This window comes from Pyxidicoccus trucidator (genome assembly GCF_010894435.1).
GTDB classification, from domain to species: Bacteria; Myxococcota; Myxococcia; order Myxococcales; family Myxococcaceae; genus Myxococcus; species Myxococcus trucidator.
This window is the reverse complement of record NZ_JAAIXZ010000008.1, coordinates 146,539-165,104: the sequence shown is the minus strand read 5'-3', so window position 1 is coordinate 165,104 and position 18,566 is coordinate 146,539. Positions and strand designations below refer to the sequence as shown.

15 protein-coding genes and 1 pseudogene are annotated in these 18,566 nt (G+C 69.5%); 9 read left to right on the top strand and 7 right to left on the bottom strand.

Annotation, left to right across the window (positions count from 1 at the left end; translation table 11 throughout):
• The first annotated feature begins 5 nt into the window (after window positions 1–5).
• Window positions 6–326 (top strand): hypothetical protein, encoded by a 321-nt coding sequence (locus G4D85_RS49565; RefSeq protein ID WP_240359444.1) that lies wholly within the window; start codon window positions 6–8, stop codon window positions 324–326.
• A 275-nt stretch (window positions 327–601) separates the two neighbouring features.
• Here the strand turns inward: G4D85_RS49565 and G4D85_RS50780 are convergent.
• Window positions 602–944 (bottom strand): annotated as a pseudogene (locus tag G4D85_RS50780) (recombinase family protein); the annotation flags it as partial.
• A 133-nt stretch (window positions 945–1,077) separates the two neighbouring features.
• On the opposite strand from G4D85_RS50780, the gene G4D85_RS23030 reads away from it, so the two are divergent.
• The 4 genes from G4D85_RS23030 (at window position 1,078) to G4D85_RS23015 (ending at window position 4,032) form a co-directional block, all read left to right on the top strand.
• A complete protein-coding gene (locus G4D85_RS23030) occupies window positions 1,078–1,458 on the top strand; it encodes a hypothetical protein (protein WP_164015477.1) in 381 nt (126 codons plus the stop codon).
• Between the two features lie 852 nt (window positions 1,459–2,310).
• Window positions 2,311–2,622 carry a hypothetical protein gene (locus G4D85_RS23025; protein ID WP_164015475.1) on the top strand — a complete coding sequence of 104 codons (312 nt, stop codon included), beginning with the start codon at window positions 2,311–2,313 and terminating at the stop codon, window positions 2,620–2,622.
• A gap of 184 nt (window positions 2,623–2,806) precedes the next feature.
• Window positions 2,807–3,139: a hypothetical protein gene (locus G4D85_RS23020; RefSeq protein ID WP_164015473.1), complete on the top strand. Its 333-nt coding sequence runs from the start codon at window positions 2,807–2,809 to the stop codon at window positions 3,137–3,139.
• Between the two features lie 119 nt (window positions 3,140–3,258).
• Entirely contained in the window at window positions 3,259–4,032 is a 774-nt protein-coding gene (locus tag G4D85_RS23015; RefSeq protein ID WP_164015471.1) for a DUF1003 domain-containing protein, read from the top strand.
• Window positions 4,033–4,066: 34 nt separating this feature from the next.
• Here the strand turns inward: G4D85_RS23015 and G4D85_RS23010 are convergent, their stop codons facing one another.
• The 4 genes from G4D85_RS23010 to G4D85_RS22995 are packed head-to-tail and all read right to left on the bottom strand — an operon-like array spanning window position 4,067 to window position 6,667.
• Window positions 4,067–5,128: a radical SAM protein gene (locus G4D85_RS23010; RefSeq protein ID WP_164015469.1), complete on the bottom strand. Its 1,062-nt coding sequence runs from the start codon at window positions 5,126–5,128 to the stop codon at window positions 4,067–4,069.
• Window positions 5,125–5,433: an anti-sigma factor family protein gene (locus tag G4D85_RS23005; protein WP_240359443.1), complete on the bottom strand. Its 309-nt coding sequence runs from the start codon at window positions 5,431–5,433 to the stop codon at window positions 5,125–5,127. Before G4D85_RS23005 ends, G4D85_RS23010 begins: the two co-directional genes overlap by 4 nt.
• On the bottom strand, window positions 5,430–6,044 hold the full coding sequence (locus G4D85_RS23000; protein WP_164015467.1) for an RNA polymerase sigma factor: 615 nt from the start codon (window positions 6,042–6,044) through the stop codon (window positions 5,430–5,432). The genes G4D85_RS23005 and G4D85_RS23000 overlap by 4 nt, the downstream gene beginning before the upstream one ends.
• 35 nt (window positions 6,045–6,079) lie before the next feature.
• Complete coding sequence (locus G4D85_RS22995) at window positions 6,080–6,667, bottom strand: DNA-3-methyladenine glycosylase (RefSeq protein WP_164015465.1); 588 nt, start codon at window positions 6,665–6,667, stop codon at window positions 6,080–6,082.
• Window positions 6,668–6,799: 132 nt separating this feature from the next.
• On the opposite strand from G4D85_RS22995, the gene G4D85_RS22990 reads away from it, so the two are divergent.
• Entirely contained in the window at window positions 6,800–8,350 is a 1,551-nt protein-coding gene (locus tag G4D85_RS22990; protein ID WP_164015463.1) for a 4-alpha-glucanotransferase, read from the top strand.
• A gap of 105 nt (window positions 8,351–8,455) precedes the next feature.
• On the opposite strand, the gene G4D85_RS22985 is transcribed toward G4D85_RS22990, so the two are convergent.
• A complete protein-coding gene (locus G4D85_RS22985) occupies window positions 8,456–8,734 on the bottom strand; it encodes a hypothetical protein (protein WP_420821718.1) in 279 nt (92 codons plus the stop codon).
• Window positions 8,735–8,878: 144 nt separating this feature from the next.
• On the opposite strand from G4D85_RS22985, the gene G4D85_RS22980 reads away from it, so the two are divergent.
• Both G4D85_RS22980 and G4D85_RS22975 read left to right on the top strand, forming a co-directional pair.
• A complete protein-coding gene (locus G4D85_RS22980) occupies window positions 8,879–11,080 on the top strand; it encodes a BamA/OMP85 family outer membrane protein (protein ID WP_164015453.1) in 2,202 nt (733 codons plus the stop codon).
• Window positions 11,077–15,849 (top strand): translocation/assembly module TamB domain-containing protein, encoded by a 4,773-nt coding sequence (locus G4D85_RS22975; protein ID WP_240359442.1) that lies wholly within the window; start codon window positions 11,077–11,079, stop codon window positions 15,847–15,849. The genes G4D85_RS22980 and G4D85_RS22975 overlap by 4 nt, the downstream gene beginning before the upstream one ends.
• A 64-nt stretch (window positions 15,850–15,913) precedes the next feature.
• Here the strand turns inward: G4D85_RS22975 and G4D85_RS22970 are convergent, their stop codons facing one another.
• The gene (locus tag G4D85_RS22970) at window positions 15,914–16,963 is read right to left on the bottom strand and encodes a hypothetical protein (RefSeq protein WP_164015452.1); all 1,050 of its coding nucleotides are present in this window, start codon (window positions 16,961–16,963) and stop codon (window positions 15,914–15,916) included.
• A 206-nt stretch (window positions 16,964–17,169) separates the two neighbouring features.
• Here G4D85_RS22970 and G4D85_RS22965 point away from each other — a divergent pair, with 206 nt between their 5' ends.
• Complete coding sequence (locus G4D85_RS22965; protein ID WP_164015450.1) at window positions 17,170–18,552, top strand: hypothetical protein; 1,383 nt, start codon at window positions 17,170–17,172, stop codon at window positions 18,550–18,552.
• Window positions 18,553–18,566 lie beyond the last annotated feature (14 nt).

Sequence of the window (18,566 nt, the reverse complement as noted above, 5' to 3'; positions counted from 1 at the left end):
GAATGATGTCGATCTTCGATTTGCTTGAGGAGGTCCGAAGGCGGCCCAGTATGTATGTCGACGGGGATGAGTCTCAGGGCGCGTTGCGTCTGCGTAGCCTTGAGCAGCTCATTCATGGGTATTCTCTCGCGCTGCGGCAGCACGGCATTCAGGAGTCGGTGGTCGATTTTCCGCGGGACTTTGGTGCGTTTCTTTGGGAGACGAGGGAGTGGAGTGCGTCAGCCGGAATTGCTGCCGCTGTTCTTAGGGCTGCGGGCAGCGAGGAGGCGGCGTGGGAGCTATTCTGGCGTTTGGTTGAGGAATTCCGTAGAGCACGCGACGGTTGATCGTTGTCCTTCGAGTGGTTGTGCTGGGCAGGGCTCGGGGGCAATGGTCCCCTGCTGGCGCCCCTCAGTTGGCGCACGGCTTTATGGAATGCCGTCACCGGTCCACGGCTTTGCTCCAGTGCCCAGGCGCGCGTCAGCGTGCGCCTGGGACCGTACAGGGCCATGGCCACCTCCCGCCAGCTCCGGCTGGCGGCGCGCAGCCCCGCGACGGCCTGAAGGTCCACCTGTCGCCTGGGCCGGCCCACACGCCGGCCCGAGCGCGTGCGGCCCGTGGCCTTCACCCGGGCCAGGCCGGTACGCAGCCGGGCGCGGAGCAACTCCCGCTCGAACTCCGCCAGGGAGGCGAGGAGGTGGACCAGCAGGCTGCCGGTGGGGGTGGACAGGTCGATGGACGGCTCCCGGAGTGATGACGGAGGCGCCGCTGGCGGCGAGGTCATCGAGGAGCATCAACAGGTCGCGCAGGGAGCGCCCCGGTCGGTCGAGTGCGAAGACCAGCACATGGCCGGGCCTCCCCCTCTGGGCGGCGGCCTTCAGCGCGTCCAGTGCGGGCCGGTGCACCTTGGCACCGCTGCCTTCTGTGCCGATGCCCCACGCCTGTGGCAACCTTGTTCGTGCCATGGCACGTCGCTCCAACCCACCGCCGCCCCAGTCTCAGCCTCCGCCCCTGCCGCCGCATGTTGCCGTGGTACGACTGCGCGAACTGGTCGCGCGGCTTCGCCGCGAGGCGGCCAAGAACTCCTTTTGATACTCAATGGAAACTGACTACAGCGATGCGGCAAAGAGCATTGTCAAGGTGCACTTCCCGCCGACCAAGCAACTCTCCAGCGGCGCATGGGGCCAGAGGTGGCGAGTAGAAACGGACGTCGATATTCCCACAGAACGGGCCATCCTGGATTCAGCCGAGAGGGTCATGAGTCAAGACGCTTTTGACGTGAGAATTGACCTGACTGGGAGACGCTCCGTGGACCTGCTCGTCACCCTTCGAGCTGACCCAGCGCAAGGACGGTTCTTGTACGCGATCTACAATGCGTTGAAAGTGTTTGACCATATGGTCGCGCGCATAAGCTCCGTTGAGGACCAACCTCGTGAGCATTGGACGCCGCTACGTGAGTGGGCAACCGAAAGCAAATGACTCGTCACGTTGCAGCGCCTGCCAAAGCACCACTGCCCCCACAAGGAGCGTGGCGATAGCTTCCGCGTGCCCTGGAACACCCGGAAGCTGCGCCACGTTGTCGAGGTGGATTTGACCGGCCTCTGTGCCAAGCAGGTAGCCCCGAACATCTTTCTGCTCGAGGGCCAAGCGACGGGGGTGAGTTCTACATCCGTCGGAGAGTGAGCGGCCCAGCCGTTCGGCTCGGCTGAGACCCGAGTTCTTCTTCTCGAAAGACGTATTTCACCAATTCAAATTCTGAGGAAATATGAGCGTAGTCGAATACAAGTTCTTGCGCCATCAGGGAGGGGTTCCGTCCTTTGCTGTTGTTGGAGTGCGGTCCCAGCCTGGTGACGCGTGGCAAGTCGGTTGGAGTATCACGCAGGAGGCGCTCAAGCGTGAGTATGGAGCGGCCGTCGAGAGGGGGGTGAAGTCAGCTGCGCGCGAGCATGAAGCTCGCGGGGGTATGCCTCAGTCGATAGAGGTAATCTCGATCATTGAAGCGACTGCCGATACACGCCCAGACGCGGTCGAATGTGCTGCCGCATTGGCAGCGTGGAAATCCTTGGGCCATTCAGAAGCCGATGCGCGGGTGGAGTTCGTTGATGAGAATTGGAAGGTTTCCTTTCCGCGAGAGTAGAGCTGAACTCAGACTTGGCGCATGAGGATGAAAGCTCAGGCGGGCTGGGGAAATCCAAGGACGTTCCCGGCTGTGCTGTTACCTCGCATATTTGTTGATGGCCGAATGAGCCGGATGGCTGCCGACGCTCGATAAGACTCGTGCCGCCGGCATCTGTGACAGTAGCCTGTGTCGGCTCTCCGAGGCGTTCAACGATGTCGCGCTCCAAGCTCAAGGGACGGTTGGTCGATGCTCAAGGCAACCTCATTGGCTTGGTTCGTGTGTCGATGTTGGGCGGTCTTTGGTCGGGCGAGATTGACCTCACCGGCTCTGCACCGAGCATCGTGTCGCTCTTCACTCGATTCGAGGAGCTGGTGAACGGGCAGATGCTGTCCCTGGTGGACGACTTGGAGGCCGAGATCTCCCAGTTCGGTGCGCAGCTACTGGTTGCCGAGGGGGAGGCTCTCCCTGTGGGGAATCTGCAGATCTACCCAGCACAGCGTGAGGTTTCTTTCCGAACCACCTGATGATGATGGGCAGGACCCGAAGGTCCACCTCTCGGAGAGCCAGTCCAACGGTCTTCAACCTCGGCACTCAGCGGACCTTGAGGAGGAAGGTCAGGTTGCAGGCCATCGAAAGCGCTGTCACCACGATGATCAAGGAGGCCAAGGTTAGCTGCCTCTTCCATGGGCACACGGGTACGAGGGCATTGTGGACGATTCAGAACAGGTTGCATCCGACTTCCTGCGCTGGTGGGCGAATCCAACCAGCGTTCCAGACCTTCGCAGTCGGTTTGAACCAGGGTTCACCTATCAGATGGAGCCCGCCGGCTTGTCCGGCGATGACGCCGTGTGGTTCATCGAGCAGAGTCCTCCCTGGGAACACGCTGACGTGAAATCCTGCTCCATCACTGGCGACACTGCCTCGCTCGTGGTGGAGGGGACCGACCCCGTCACGCTCCTTCGGCACCGGGTGAGCTGGAGCATCGTCATCAGGGAGGGCAGGATTGCTTCGGTGTTGGAGCGCAGCGAACTCCTTGAATGAGGACGCGTGCGCTCCTCCGCCAGGACCGGGAATCAGAAGCGTCATGAGCCTCTCCGTCCTCACACCCCGCAGGGGTGGCACAGTAACGGCGGGGAGAAGTCACCCCGGCGGGAGGCGCCATGACGACCAGTACCGGCGGAGACGGGCACAACGGGCGGCACCACCACGGAGCCCACCCTCCGCCCACCTTCCAGTGCAGCGTGTGCCGCCAGGAGCGTCCGGCCCGCGAGCGCGCGCGCCTGGACGCCCTGCGCGCCGGGCTCTCCCAGTACATCCTCCAGCGTCACCCGGAGGCCGCCGAGCCCGGCGCCGTCATCTGCCGGAGCTGTCGCGACGCCGAGCGCCTCGCCCTCGTCACCGCGCGCCTGGAGGAGGAGCGCGGCCAGCTCACCGCCGTCGAAGCGGACGTGGCACGGCGCGCGGCCCAGCACTCCACCGTCGCCGAGGACCTGGAGCGCGAGTTCACCCGCAACCTCACCTTCGGCCAGCGCGCGGCGGACGCCGTGGCCCGGGTCGGCGGCTCCTGGGCCTTCGTGCTGGGCGGCCTCTCCGCGCTCGGAGTCTGGGTCCTCCTCAATTCAGGCTGGAGCGGAGAGCGTCCCTTCGACCCCTACCCCTTCATCCTCCTCAACCTCGTCCTGTCCTGCGTCGCCGCGCTCCAGGCCCCCATCATCATGATGTCGCAGAACCGCCAGGCCCTCCGCGACAGGCGGCAGGCGGACCAGGACTACCGCGTCAACCTCAAGGCGGAGCTGGAGGTGGCCACGCTGCACGAGAAGCTGGACCACCTGATGCACGCGCAGTGGGAGCGCATGCTGGAGCTCCAGCAACTCCAATTGGAGCTGCTCACCGAGCGGCGCGCTCGCGAGCAGCCGTCGGAGCCACCCCGCTGAGCGTGGGCTCCAGCGCCGCCCCACCGAGCACAGCCTACGGAGTGGACTCAGGCCGCGGCATCACCGTGCCGCCGTACTGCGTGGCCGCCAGCGTGCCGCACGCCGCGCCAATCTCCTTGCCGCCCGAGTACCGCCGCGCCACCGGCGACTTGAGAATCTGCAGGTGGTCCCGGAAGGCGCTCAGCTCCTCGGGCGTGGGCGGCAGGTACTTCCCCGTCGGGTCCGTCACGTCGATGAGGTCCACCTTGATGGGGATGCCCTCGAAGGCCGCCTTCAGCGCCTCCGCGTCCTCCAGCCCCAGGTTGAACCCGCTGATGGCCACGTACGCAATCATGGCCCGCTCGCGCCGCACGGTGCTGTACTCGCGGATGGCCTCAATCAGCTCCGGCAGCGGGTGCGTCTTCTCAATCGGCAGCACCTGCGCGCGCTTCTCCGGAATCGCGCTCGTCACGGAGAAGGCCAACCGGTACGGGTGGCCCTCGCGCGTGTAGCGGCGGATGGCCGGCACATGGCCCGCCGTGGAGAAGGTAATCGCGTCACCCGCGATGGAGAGCCCCGCCGGGTGACGCAGGATGTCCGCCGCCCGCAGCGTCTCCTTGTAGTTCAGCAGCGGCTCGCCCATCCCCATGAACACGACGCCGCGCACCGGCCGGTCCGCCTCCGCGCGCACCTGGAGCACCTGGTCCAAAATCTCCCAGGTCTGGAGGTTGCGCTTGAAGCCCAGCTTCCCCGTCATGCAGAAGTCGCAGGCCAGCGCACATCCCACCTGGCTGGACACGCAGATGACGTACTTCTCGTCGAAGATGGGGATGCGCACCGCCTCCACGCGCCCGCCCAGCGGCGAGTCGAAGAGGTACTTCACGAAGCCGTCGTCCGCCCGGCGCCGCTCCACCACCGCCAGCTTCGGCAGCTCCGCCTGCGCCCGCAGGAAGTCTCCGACGCGGCGCGGCACCTGCCGGGCGTTGGCCACGTCCTCCACCGTCTGCGCGCCATGCGCGAAGACGGCCGCGAAGACCTTGCGGACGGCGGTGGGCGAAGGGGTGAGCGGGGCCAGCACGGCCTCCAGCTCCGGGAGCGACAGTTGCTTCAGGTTCACGAGGCGGACTTGATCTTGGAGCGAAGGTACTCGGTCAGCTTCTCGGAGACTTCCTTGGGCATCTTCGACGCCAGGGCCTTCTTGCACAGCCCGGGCGTCGCCCGGTACGTGCGCAGGAAGTCCACGCAGGGGCTGCACCCGCGCAGATGCTCCTTCAGATGCTGTGCCTCCTCGGCGGACATCTCGCCATCGAGGAATTCCAGCAGGAGGTTGATCGAATCTTTACAGTTGTACATCCGAACCTCGGCTGGCTGCGGCGCGCCCTCGTCCCTGTCGAAGATGCCGAGCGCCGCGTCGCGTTTCACGCCCCGCGACTGTCCCGGTTGTAGAAATCATCGATGGCTTCACGGAGCGCGAGCCGGGCACGGTGCAAACGGCTCTTGATGGCGGGGATGGAGTCCCCCGTTGTCTCTGCAATCTGTTCGTAACTGAGGCCGTCCACGTCTTTCAAGAGGAAGACTTCCCGGTAACCCTGCGGAAGCAGGTCGGTTGCCTGCTGGATGGCCGTGCCCAGCTCGGCGTCCAGGGCCTTCTCCTCGGCGTCCCGGCTCCAGTCCGAGACGGGGTACTCGGCCAGGGAGCCCCGCTCGGTGAACTCCGGGCCCTGGAGCTCCTGCTCGGCCGCCTGGGCCACCCGCCGGTGGCGCAGGCGCATGAGGGCATGGTTGGCGGCGATGCGATGCACCCAGGAGCCGAAGGCGGCATCCCCCCGGAAGTCCTTCAGGTGCTGGTAGGCGGACAGGAAGGTGTCCTGGGTGATTTCGGCGGCGTCGGCCTCGGAGCGGGTCATCCGCAGGGCCAGGCCGTACACCTTGTCCCGGTGGGCATCCACCAGGGCCTCGAAAGCGGAGACGTCCCCATCCTGTGCCCTCGCGAGGAGCTGGCGGTCCTCTTCCCTGGCGGCCTCGTCGGACATGGCGGGGCGCACCCAACCAGCCGGGAGGGCTTCCGTCAAGGTCGCTTCCGCGCCCCGCTCTTGGACGGCGGCCTGCTGACGTGTCGACTGTCCCGGACCCATAGCCGGAAGGGCTCCGCGGCCCAGGCCCCCGCGTAGTCCACCCCGATTCGAGGCCCCCGGGTCACCCGCGCCTCCGGGACGGGCTCGCCCGGCAGCAGGTGCAGCCCCGGGGAGAAGAGCGCCACCCGGTTGTGCTCCCGGGTGAGGCCCAGCGCCTTGCACACCCGCCCGGGCCCGTCCGTGCGCTCGCCCTCGGGCACGCCCTCCACGGGTTCCACCCCGCGGATCAGCACCGCCGCCCCCACCCCGGTGGCATCCGTCACCACGTTGAAGCAGTTGTGCATGCCGTAGATGAGGTAGACGTACGCCCGTCCCGGCGGCCCGAACATGACCTCCGTTCGCGGGGTGACACCCTTGGCGGCATGGCACGCCAGGTCGTGCTCCCCGATGTAGGCCTCCGTCTCGACGATGCGGCCCACCCGCCGCACCCCGCCCTCCTCCACCACCAGCAGGGTACCGAGCAGCTCCCGGGCCACCACCAGCGCGGGCCGCGCATAGAAGTCTTCCAGCAACCAATTCACAGGGGAATTGTACCCTCGGACAACAGGCGCCGCCGCTCGGAATCCCTTCCGTCAGCCAGTGGAGCCCCCGCGCATTCCCCGGTGTCGGAGGAGTTCACACCGGGGCGCCGCTGGGGCAGATTGCGCCGCACCATGTCCACACCTGGCCGGCTCTCCGGTCTCCTGCTTCCTCTCTTCTCACTCCGCTCCCAGACGGACTTCGGCATCGGCGACTTCGGCGCCATGGACGGCCTCTTCGCCTGGATGAAGTCCGCGCGCCAGCGCCTGCTGATGGTGCTCCCGCTGCTGCCGACCGCGCCAGGCGACCCGTCCCCCTACTCCACGCGCTCGGCCTTCGGCCTCAACCCGCTCTTCATCGACCTGCGGCAGCTGCCGGAGTTCATCGCCTCCGGAGGCGAGGCCGCCCTCTCCGAGGCGCAGCGCGGCCAGCTCGCCGAGGCCCGCGCCGCCCCGCGCGTGCGCTACGACCTCGTCTTCCCGCTCAAGGACGCCGCCTTCGCGCGCGCCTTCGACACCTTCGAGCAGCAGCACTGGGCCCCCCAGTCCGAGCGCGCGAAGGCCTTCCGCCAGTGGCGCGACGCGCAGGGCGAGTGGCTGGAGAGCTACGCCCTCTTCACCGCCATCAGCGAGCAGGAGGACCGCCGCCCCTGGTGGGAGTGGCCGGAGGGCCTCAAGCATCGCCAGCCCGAGGCGCTGGGCATCAAGTCGAAGGAGCTGGAGCGCCGGGTGCGCTACCACGCGTGGCTGCAGTGGGTGGCCGAGGTGCAGTGGGACGCGGTGCGCGAGCAGGCCCGGGCGCGCGGCGTGCTGCTGTGCGGCGACGAGCCCTTCATCATCGGCCAGGACAGCGCGGACTGCTGGGCCCACCCGGACATCCTCCCGCGCGACGCGCGCCTGGGCGTGCCCCCGGACGACTTCTCCGCCACCGGCCAGGACTGGGGCCTGCCCTACTTCAACTTCGCCGCCATGGAGAAGGACGACTACGCGTGGCTGAAGAAGCGCGCGAAGAAGGCGGCCAGCTACTACGACTTGCGCCGCGTGGACCACGCGGTGGGCTACTTCCGCCAGTGGATTCGCGACGAGCAGACGCCCACCGGCCGCTTCGTCCCCCCGGACGAGGAGAGCCACAAGCGCCTGGGCGAGAAGCACTTCCGGCTCTTGTCGGAGGGCGCCGGAATCGTCGCCGAGGACCTGGGCGTGATTCCGCCCTTCGTGCGCCGCATCCTCGCGGACCTGAAGCTGCCGGGCTACCGGGTGATGCGCTGGGAGCGCGACGACAACACCTACCGGGACCCGCACCAGTTCCCCGCGGTGTCCCTCGTCACGACGGGCACCCATGACACGGACACCGTGGCCGAGTGGTGGGAGGGCGCCCGCGACGACGAGCGCCAGGCGGCCGCCCGCGCGTGGCCGGAGATGAACGGCGTGCCCGTCACGCGCGAGTTCACCCCGGAAGTCCACCGCGCCATGCTGGCCTCGGCGCTCAACTCCGGCAGCGATTTGTGCGTGCTGCCCTGGCAGGACATCCTCGGCACAAGGGACCGCATCAACCTGCCGGGCTCCATGAGCGACTCGAACTGGGCCTACCGCATCACCCAGAACGCGGACGCGCTGCTGACGGACGAGCAGACGCGTGACGCCGGTCAGCGCCTGGCGTGGCTCACCGCCTCCGCGCGGCGCTGAAGTCCCGCACGGCCCGCGCCGGAGGACCTCCCGCGAGGAGTCCTCCGCCCACGCGGGCGCTGGCGGCAGCCCCCACCCGGACGCCAGCAGCCTCCGGGCGCGCCGTCACTCGATGCACTTCACCTGGCCGGGGAAGCCGTCGAACACGGCGCAGCGGCGGCCGGGGTTGGCGCACTCCAGCCGCTCGCAGATGTCATCGCTGACGCAGATGGCCGGCGAGCGGCCGAACTCCAGGAACACCTCGGCGCAGAACTGGAACACGTCCTCGCAGCCGAAGGAGCCGCAGTAGGGCGCGTCGGCGAAGCTCTCGCCATCCTTCAGCCGCACCACTTCGTCATCGTCCACGCCGCACGCGGAGCCGAGCACCGCCAGCGTGGAGAACACCAGGACTCTCATTCGCCAGGACAGGGGCATAGGGGGCCAATCTTGCGCACCTCGGCCCGGCTTGCACGTCTCGGTATATTTCGAGGGGTTTCCCGCGCGAGGCACCGGACACTGTTGCCCCGGCGCAGGTCTCGGAATGCGACAATGTCGCGTCTTTCCCCTGGCAAGGAGCGAGTCAGCGGCGGGCCTTCCGGCTATGAACACCCCGTGGCCGCCGCCCATCCCCGAACCCTCCGCCTCGCCACCACCACCGCCCTGCTGCTGCTGGCCGCCTGCGCCACGACGCAGGAGCGCCCCTCGGGCCCCAAGGTCAATGACCTGACCATCCAGGGCACGGACCAGGTCGGCGAGGGTGACATCAAGGAACGCATCCTCACCTCGGAGACGCCCTGGTGGGGCTTCTGGCCCTTTGGCGGGCCGCGCTACTTCGACGCCAACGCCTGGCAGGCCGACCTGCGCCGCATCCAGCGCTACTACCAGGCCCAGGGCTTCTACGAGGCGGAGGTCGTCTCCAGCGAGGTGAAGCCGCAGGGGCCCGACGAGGTCGCCCTCCAGGTCCAGGTGAAGGAGGGTGAGCCCACCAGGATTGTCGAAATCCATGACTCCGGCCTGGACGCGCTGCCAGCGGAGTTCCGCGAGGAGCACCGCAACCGGGTGCTGGCGGACCTGCCCCTGAAGAAGGGGGACATCTTCCGCGAGGCGGCCTGGGAGGAGACGAAGACGCTCATCGAGGGCCGGCTGCGCGAGCTGGGCTACGCCGAGGCGGAGGTGGGCGGCGAGGTGCAGGTGGAGCTGACGCGGCAGGAGGCCAGGGTGGACCTGCGCATCCAGCCGGGTGTCCGCTACCGCTTCGGCAACACCTTCGTGGCCACGGACGCCAACCCCCAGGTGCCACCGCGCCGCATCATCGAGCAGGTGCAGGGCAGCCTGAAGAAGGGGGACTGGTACAGCGAGACGGCGCTGGCCGAGGCCCAGGCGCGCGTCTTCCGCATGGGCGTGTTCGGCGCGGTGAAGGTGAACCGCGGGGCGCCGGACCGGGAGTCCGGCACGGTGCCGGTGGTGGTGGACGTGCGCGAGGCGCCCTTCCGCTCGGTGCGGCTGGGCGGCGGCGTGGGCGTGGACGCCGCGCGCCAGGAGGTCCGCGTGCTGGGCGAGTGGACCCACCGCAACTTCCGGGGCGGCCTGCGCCGCTTCACCGTGCGCGGTCGCCTGGGCTACGCGTTCATCCCCAACATCCTCGACCGGAGCAAGGCCGGCCCCATCTTCGAAGTCACCACCGAGTTCGAGCAGCCGCGCTTCCTCTTCCGTGACTTGCGCCTGCAGACGTCGCTCACCGCGGAGCGGGGCCTGGAGCAGGCGTACGACTACTGGGGCGGGAAGCTCAAGGCGGGCGTCATCTGGCAGCCCCACCGCAGCTTCTCCATCTTCCCCTCGTACAACCTCGAAATCTACCGGCTGACGGGCCGCGTCTCCGCCGACGCGCGCGTGCCGCCCATCGTCCTGGGCTGCGAGGACGCGCAGGAGCAGTGCAACCAGGCGCTGAGCTACCTGGAGGTGGCCTTCGCGTGGGACCGCCGGGACGACCCGATTGAGCCCCGCGAGGGCTACTACCTGAGCCTGTCCGTGCAGAAGGGCGGCGGCCCCTTCTTCGGCAAGTACACCTACGTGCGCCTGCTGCCGGACATGCGCTACTACCGGCCGCTGGACAACGACCGGCGCCTCATCCTGGCGGCGAAGGTGCGGCTGGGCACGCTGAACCCGGCGGGTGGGGGCCAGAGCTCCATCGTCACCCGCTTCTTCTCCGGCGGCGCCACCGCCATGCGCGGCTTCAACGGCCAGCGCCTGTCCCCCATGGCCGCCCTGCCACGCACGGAGAACGAGCCGATTGTGGGGGATGAGGAGAACCTCGTCATCTCCCAGAACGAGCAGTGGGACACCGTGCCGGTGGGCGGCAACAGCTACTTCGAGAGCTCGCTGGAGCTGCGCTACCAGTTCACGGAGAGCATCATGGTGGCGGCCTTCTACGACTCGGGCCTGGTGGGCATCGAAAACTTCGGCCACAGCCAGGCGCCCAAGCTGTTCGGTCCTGACCACTACCACGCGCTGGGGGTGGGACTGCGCTACCTCACGGTGGTGGGCCCCATCCGACTGGACATCGCGCGCCGCCTGGACATCGGCGGGGGATTGCCCGTCTCCACCCCGGGGTACATCTATCCCGACTCCGGGGGCTGCTTCGGTATCGGCAGCAGCTGGAGTACCAACGGCCCGAAGACCCGCGGCGCCGCCTTCGCGGGTGCCCCGGACGGGCAGTGCGCGCTGCACCTGTCGATTGGAGAGGCGTTTTGAGCGACCGCAAGCGCTGGGGGCGTCGCCTGCTGTGGGGGCTGCTCGGCCTGGTGGGGCTGGTGGTGCTGCTGGTGGTGGGTGCGCTCATCTACCTCACCAGCCCCAGCGGAGAGGCGTGGCTCGTCCGCAAGGGCGTGGCGCTGGCGAACGAGCAGCTCTCCGGGCGCCTCGAGCTGGGGGGCCTGGACTTGTCGCCGGGCGGCGCCGTCCTCACCGACTTGAAGCTGTATGACCCGGAGGGCGAGCTGGTGGCGGAAATCGCCCGGGTGGACGCGCGCGTGCGCCTGGGCCCGCTGGTGCGCCAGCACGTGGACCTCACCTCGGTGAAGGTGGAGCGTCCGCGCCTGTACCTCGCGCAGGACGAGCGCGGCCTCAACCTGTCCCGCGCGCTGGAGCCCCGCAACCCCAAGCCCGAGGAGCCCCCCCAGGGCCGGGGCAAGCTCCAGCTGGACCTGCGCGAGCTGGTGCTGGAGGACGGCTACGTCGACTTCCGCCAGGAGGTGGAGGACGGCCCCGAGCGCCAGGTGCGGCTGGAGGACTTCGACGCGAAGGGCTCCGCGCGCTACGCGGCGGCCACGCAGGGCTTTGGCGCCGACCTGGAGGCCACGGGCGGCCTCACGCGCCCCGTCGCCGGGCCGGTGCGACTGGTGCTGAAGGGCGGCGGCGAGGAGGGCGCGCTCCAGGCGGACGTGGACCTGGGCGTCGCCGGGCTGGTGCTGGATGCCAGCGGCAACCTGAAGCTGCCTCCGGAGGTGGCCCCGGGCCAGCCGGAGGGGAAACTGCAAGGGCAGGTGACGGTGCGCCAGCTCTCCGCGCCACCGGCGCTGCTGAAGGGCTTCGTACCCACGTGGCCCCTCGTGGTGCCCGTGTCGCTGGAGGGGACGGCGGGCCTGGACGGGGACGTGGTGCGCGTGGACGCGCTGGCGAAGGCGGCGGACGCCACGCTGGACGTGGAAGGCGACCTGGACCTGGAGCACCTGCGCACCCGCGGCTTCACCGCGAAGGCGCGGGACGTGGACCTGTCGCAGCTGGTGGAGGAGGGCCCGAAGACGAAGCTCCACGCGGACCTGCTCGCCAAAGGCGGCGGCACGAGCCTGGAGACGCTGGACGGCGAGGTGGACCTCACCGTCTCCCCGTCCGAGTACCAGGGCCAGCCGCTGGGCCCGGTGGAGCTGGAGGCCAGCGCGAAGGACGGGCAGTTCGCGCTGTCGCGGCTCCAGGTGCTGCTGCCGGGCGCGTCGCTCCGCGCGCAGGGCCAGGGCACCCAGGAGAGGATGCGCGTGGACGGCGGCTTCACCGCAGGCAACCTCGCCCTGCTGTCGCAGGCGCTGTCGCGGCTGCTGCCGGGCGCGGTGCCGCCCATGGCGGGCAGCGGCACGCTGGACTTCGTGGTGGAGGGCCCGCTGCGCACGCCGGGCCTGGAGGCGCACGGCGGCTTCGCCACGCTGGCGTATGGCGCGGACCTGGCGCTGAGAGACATCACCGTGAAGGTGGAGCTGCCGGACGTCACCCGGCCGCTGGACACGGACGCGTCGCTGGTGGTGGCCGAGCTGCGCACGGGCGGGCGCACCTTCAAGGACCTGGCGGCCACCGTCGCCACGCGCGAGCGCGAGCTGGACGCCACCGTGCGAGTGCAGGGAGACGCGCAGGTCGGCATCACCCTGGGTGGCCTGGTGGATGAGGACGGACAGGGGCTGGCGGTGGACGCGCTGTCCCTGTCCTGGCCGGAGGCCACCTGGAGCCTGCAGCGCCCCACGCACGTGGGCTTCGGCGGCGGCCGGGTGGAGGTGGAGCCCGCGCTGACGCTCACCTCGGGCCCGCAGTCGCTGTCGCTGCGCGGCGCCAAGGAGGGTGAGCAGGTGACCGCGCGCGTGGAGCTGGGCGCGTTCGACCTGACGAAGCTGCCGCGCGCCTTCGTCCCCGAGTCGCTCGGCCTGGGCGGCACGGTGACGGGCTTCGTGTCGGCGCGCGGGCGGCTGCCCCGTCCGGAGGCGGAGGCGAACCTGCGCTGGGACGACGGGCGCGTGAGCGGGTACGAGGGACTCCAGGCGGCGCTGAACGGGCGCTACGTGAAGGACCGCGCCACCGGCACGCTGTCCGCGAACCTGCCCGTGGCGAAGCTCACGGCGGACTTCGACGTGCCCGTGCAGGGCGTGCTGAAGCGCCGCCGGGACGCCATGTCCCTCAAGGTGAACCTGGAGGACCTGGACGTGGCCGGGGTGATGAAGCTGGCGAAGCAGCCCGCGGGCCCGAGCGGCCACGTCGCCGGCACGCTGGCGGTGGTGGGCCCGGCGCGCGAGCCCCGGCTGGACTTCACCCTGCGCGGCCGGGACGTGCGCTACGAGGTGCCGCCTCCCGGCTTCTCGCTGAAGGCGCCGCTGGCCTTCGAGCTGCGCGCGGCATCGGACGCGGAGGACGGCACGCTGGACGCGCGCCTGGAGCTGCAGGGGCTGGCGAAGCAGGCCTACGTGGCGCTGCGCACGCCCTTCACGCTGGGCGGACTGCTGGCGAAGCCGCCCACGCCCGACGACGTCTTCGCGGCGGCGCTGGAGCTGGAGGCCCGCGTGGCCGAGCTGCCCCTCACCCTGCTCGAAGGAATGCCGGGTGTGGACAAGCCGGGCGGCGCGGTGTCCGCGCAGGTGGACATCCAGGGCTCGGTGCTGGTGCCGCAGGGCCGGCTGGCCGTGCAGGTGGCCGGGGCGACCGCCAACGGAATCCCTCCGCAGAATGGCCAGCTCACCGTGACGGGCGGAGAGAAGGACGTGAAGGTGGCGCTGGCGGTGCAGCGCCAGGAAGGGCCGCTGGCGCAGCTGGACGCCACCTTGCTGGCGCCCCTCGGCGCGCTGCAGGACCGCGAAGTCTATGGCCGCATCCCCTTCCGCATCCGCGGCAGGCTGATGCCGGTGTCGCTGCAGGAGCTGCCCGGACTGGCGCGCTCCCAGGGGGGCGCTCCGCCCACGCCGGGCACCAACCCCCAGGGCGTGCAAGGCGTGCTGGCGATGGAGGTTGCCGCGCGCGGCACGCTGGACACGCCTGAGTTGGACCTCACCGCCGGCGTGCAGAAGCTGGGCGTGGGGGACCTGGGGCTGGGACAGGCGCGGCTGCACTACGTCTACAAGGGCACCCGCTCCGACTTCGACGTGCTCCTCACCGCGCCAGCGGGCGGAACGATGATGGTGAACGGCGGCGTGGACCTGGACGTGTCACTGCCCGCGCTACAACAGGGTCTGCAGTACACGCGCGCGCCGCTGGAGGTGACGCTCAAGGCGCGCGACTTCGACCCGTCCTTCCTCTCCGGCGTCACGGAGATGGTGCGCAGCCTGGGCGGCGTGGTGCAGGCGGACGCCGCCGTCGCCGGCACCGTGGGAGCGCCCACCTTCCAGGGCACCCTGGCCTGGAAGGACGGACTGCTGGGGCTGATGGGCCTGGGCGAGTACCGCGACATCCAGCTCGCCCTGGAGGCCACCGAGGAGTCCTTCGCCCTGCGGACGCTGTCGGCGAAGGCCGGCAATGGCTCGCTGCGGCTGGAGGCGCCGCTGACCGCCGTGCGCAGCCGCAGGGGTGAGTACGAGTTGTCCAGCCCCAAGGGCAACGAGCACCCGCTGGTGACGCAGGACTTCCCCATCGTCTTCGACGACCAGCTCATGGCCGTGGTGAGCATGCGGGCCAAGATTGAAGGCACGCTGACGGGGCGGCTCGTCAACCTGCGCAACGTCTCCGTCCCAGAGGCCACCATCGTCCTGCCGGAGCTGAGGCGAAAGGACCTGCAGCCGCTGGAGCGGCCCGGCGATGTCGTCCTCGTGCGCAACGGCGTGCCCGTGGAGCGCAAGAAGCGCAAGCGGCAACAGCAGCCCTCCCCCGGCACGCCCGAGAAGGACCAGGAGGAGAACCTCCCCGACCCCACCCCCAGCGTGCCTGACCGGACCGCCGTGGGCGGCAGCGGCGTGGCGGCGCAGGCGGCGGACCTGGCCCGGGCCGTGGACGAGGCCGGGGCCGACGAGGACGTCGAGGTGGAGCAGGAGGCGCCGCTGCGCACGTACTGGGTGAACGTGAATGCGCCGCGCAACCTCTGGGTGAAGGGCTCGGACGTGAATGTCGAGCTGGGCCTGTCCGACGACTTCCGGGTGGAGTACCGCGACGAGGCGCGCCTGTTCGGCGAGGTGCGCGTGCTGCGCGGGCGCGTGGACGTGCTGGGCCGCCGCTTCGACGTGCAGCGGGACAGCCAGGTGCGCTTCACCGGGCCAGCGACGGTGCCGTACATCAACGTCACCGCCGAGCACCGCAACGACTCCGCCAAGGTCACCGTCTTCGTCACCATCCGCGGCCAGGGCCAGGACCTCACCCTCAAGCCCACCAGCGACCCGCCGCTGCCGGAGTCGGAAATCTATACGCTGCTCGCCACCGGCCGCCGCACGCTGGAGCGCGGCTCGGGCGCGTCCATGACGGCCAGCGCGCAGGCCGCCTCCGTGGTGGGCTCGCTGGTGGCCAACGAGGCACGCAAGGCGCTGGCGGCGAAGCTGCCGCTGGACGTGCTCTCCATCGAGGCGGGCGACTCGGGCATCGCCGGCACCAAGCTGGAGGTGGGCACGTACGTGACGGACAAAATCTACGTGGGCTACACCGGCCGCGTCGGCGCCAATCCCCAGCAGGGGGAGAATGCCAACGCCGTGCGCTTCGAGTACCAATTGGGCACGCGCTGGAGCCTGGAAGGCAACTACGGCGACGCGCGCTCGGGCGGCCTGGACCTCATCTGGAGCAACGAGTACTGAGGCGCGAGGCGGCCCCCGCCCGGCCCGGAATGCACCCGGGCGGACGGGAGCCAGGGCGCGCGGGCTACAGCGCGTACATCGCGAAGCAGGCGCCGACGGGGCCGGAGCCGGAGGTGGGCGCCGTGGGCGCGCTCTGCCATGCGCCCTCCACGCCGCACTGGTGCCACTGCGAATCACCCGAGGACTGCACGCAGGTGCGCGCGGGCACGGAGCGGCCCAGCGTGGCGGAGGAGCACCACGGATAGGACACGGTGCAGTTGGTGGGCTTCGCCGTGGTGCCGGCGGTGAACGTGCCCGACAGGCACTGCCGCCAGATGGCGTCCGACGAGCTCTGCACGCAGCCCCGCTCCGGCACCGCGGTGCCCGCCGTCTCGGAGACGCACGTGGCGGGGGCGCTGCCCCAGTTGTAGGCCGTCTTGTAGCGGTTGAAGATGACGGCCACGAGCGACGAGCCGCCCACCGTGGTGCGGCCACACTGGATGGCGTACGCGCCCACCCAGGGCGTGTACGTGTAGAGGGCCGCGGTGGCCTTGTTGACGGGCTTCACCGAGCACGGGTCCGACGTGTTCTTCGTCAGGCCCACCTTCCACCCGGACACGGTGGTGCGCCCCGCGTCCAGGTCGATGAAGTAGCCGCGCAGCTTCTTCGCCGAGCACTCAATCTGGTTGCCGAAGCCCGTGTACTGCGCGTCGCAGCCGCTGGTGTCCGGACAGCCGCAGCCGGTGGCCTTGGCCAGGTTGGTGGAGGTGCCGCTCTGCACGAGGCTCGACTCCACCTGGATGCGCGCCAGCATGTAGAGGGGGCTGATGCTGTACGCCTTGGAGCGCTCGACGATGAGCGCGGCGGCCGTCTTGTTGCTCCAGACCGGGTCCTTGTAGGTGGCCAGGTACGAGCCGTTCTGCTGGAGGAAGGCCTGCACCTGCGCGGTGGTAATCCACTGCCCGCCGGTGATGTCCGCGTCCTCCAGCAGGCGGTGCATGTCGTACTTCGTCGTGGCCTCCAGGAGCACCTGCCCGGTCAGCTCGTCGATGACGGGGGCCTCCGCGTCCTCGACAGGGCCACAGCCGGCCGCCAGCAGCACGGGCACCAGGAGCATCCACACTCGCGTCTTCATCGCGTCCTCAGGGGGGAAATGGGGGGAGGGGTGCGTCTAGCCGGGATTTTGACCACTTCTCAAGAATTTCTTGATTTGAAAGATTGGCGGATTGTTGGTTCCGGACTGGATGGGGCGACGGAGGACGGGCAGGCGGGCGCGTGGGCCCGGAAGGCGCTCCGCCTGGCTGGGTCGACGGGACGGCCGCGCGGTAGCGTCAGGCCCGAATGCGCACTCCCACAGCGAAGCGGATGAAGCGGCTGGCGTTCCTCACCCTGGGCCTGCTGGCACTGACGGGCTGTTCCAGCTCGGATGACGACGACAAGAAGCCCTCGGAGGACGCGGGCGTGGATGCCGGCACGGATGCGGGCTCCGGCGGGGACACGGATGCCGGCACCGGTGGCAACACGGACGCGGGCACGGGCGGCAACACGGACGGTGGCACGGGGCCTTCGGCATGCCTGGGCGACACGTTCCTGACGTCGCTGGGGAAGAACCGGCTGCTGGTGGGGGCGCAGATGGAGGAGCGGACCGCCATCGACACGCCCTTCGACGTCCACTACCTGTACCTGGCGAGCCGCCTCGTCGATTCGACCAACGTCTGTACCGCTTGCGACAACACCTGCACGACGCAGGAGGGCTCCTGCGGGCAGTACCAGTGTCTGTGGTGGGGCTGCTGGCAGGACCTCACCGAGCGCCCCGGAGCCTACGTGCGGAGCTTCGTCTCCACGGCCAAGGAGCGCGGCCAGCTTCCCTTCATCAGCTACTACCAGCAATTGCTGGGAAGCCGCCTGGGCGAGGGCGCGGCTCAGCTGAGCGCGCTGAATGACGTGGCCTTCATGCGGCGCTACCTGAATGACTGGCGCTATGCGCTGCAGCAGGTGGGCAGCGAGCCCGCGCTGCTCCACATCGAGCCGGACCTGTGGGGCTACCTGCAGTTCAACTCGAATGGCGACCCGGCCACCGTGCCGGCACAGGTGGCCAGCGCCAACGCCACGGACTGCGCGGGAATGGCGAACAACGCCGCGGGCCTGGGGCGCTGCATGATTGCCATGGCGCGCAAGTACGCGCCCAACGCGAAGGTGAGCCTGCACGCCAGCCCGTGGGCCACGCGCATCGACGTGTACCTCAACACGCAGACGTCCTTCGACGTGGCGGGCGAGGCCCGGAAGGTGGCCGACTTCCTGTTGAAGTTGGGGGCGGCCGACACGGACTTCATCGTCATCGAGGCGTCGGACCGCGACGCGGGCTGGTACGAGGTCCAGCGGGGTGACGACACGTGGTGGGACGCCACCAACGCCACCCTGCCCCACTTCCACCAGGCCTTCGCCTGGGCCAAGGCCCTCTCCGAGCGGCTGAACAAGCCGAACTTCTGGTGGCAGCTCCCGGTGGGCAATACCGGCCTGCCCAACTCGGGCCAGGCCTGGAAGGACAACCGCGTGGACTACTTCTTCGCGCACACCGCCGAGCTGGCCGCGGCCCACTCCGTGGGCTTCGCGTTCGGAGCCGGCAATGACGAGACGACCACGCCGGAGTCGGACGAGGGCAACCTGATTGCCCGCGTGCGCAGCTACAAGCAGGGCGGCGGACAGCGGCTCTGCGTGCCGTAGTCGGGTGAGCGCCG

What these genes read in the sequence shown, in the direction of transcription:
- G4D85_RS23030 (WP_164015477.1), top strand. Translation starts at nt 1,078, where the DNA reads ATGGAAACTGACTACAGCGATGCGGCAAAGAGCATTGTCAAGGTGCAC.
- G4D85_RS23015 (WP_164015471.1), top strand. Translation starts at nt 3,259, where the DNA reads ATGACGACCAGTACCGGCGGAGACGGGCACAACGGGCGGCACCACCAC.
- G4D85_RS22990 (WP_164015463.1), top strand. Translation starts at nt 6,800, where the DNA reads ATGTCCACACCTGGCCGGCTCTCCGGTCTCCTGCTTCCTCTCTTCTCA.
- G4D85_RS22980 (WP_164015453.1), top strand. Translation starts at nt 8,879, where the DNA reads ATGTCGCGTCTTTCCCCTGGCAAGGAGCGAGTCAGCGGCGGGCCTTCC.
- G4D85_RS22970 (WP_164015452.1), bottom strand. Translation starts at nt 16,963, where the DNA reads ATGAAGACGCGAGTGTGGATGCTCCTGGTGCCCGTGCTGCTGGCGGCC.
- G4D85_RS23000 (WP_164015467.1), bottom strand. Translation starts at nt 6,044, where the DNA reads ATGTCCGACGAGGCCGCCAGGGAAGAGGACCGCCAGCTCCTCGCGAGG.
- G4D85_RS49565 (WP_240359444.1), top strand. Translation starts at nt 6, where the DNA reads ATGTCGATCTTCGATTTGCTTGAGGAGGTCCGAAGGCGGCCCAGTATG.
- G4D85_RS22965 (WP_164015450.1), top strand. Translation starts at nt 17,170, where the DNA reads ATGCGCACTCCCACAGCGAAGCGGATGAAGCGGCTGGCGTTCCTCACC.
- G4D85_RS23025 (WP_164015475.1), top strand. Translation starts at nt 2,311, where the DNA reads ATGTCGCGCTCCAAGCTCAAGGGACGGTTGGTCGATGCTCAAGGCAAC.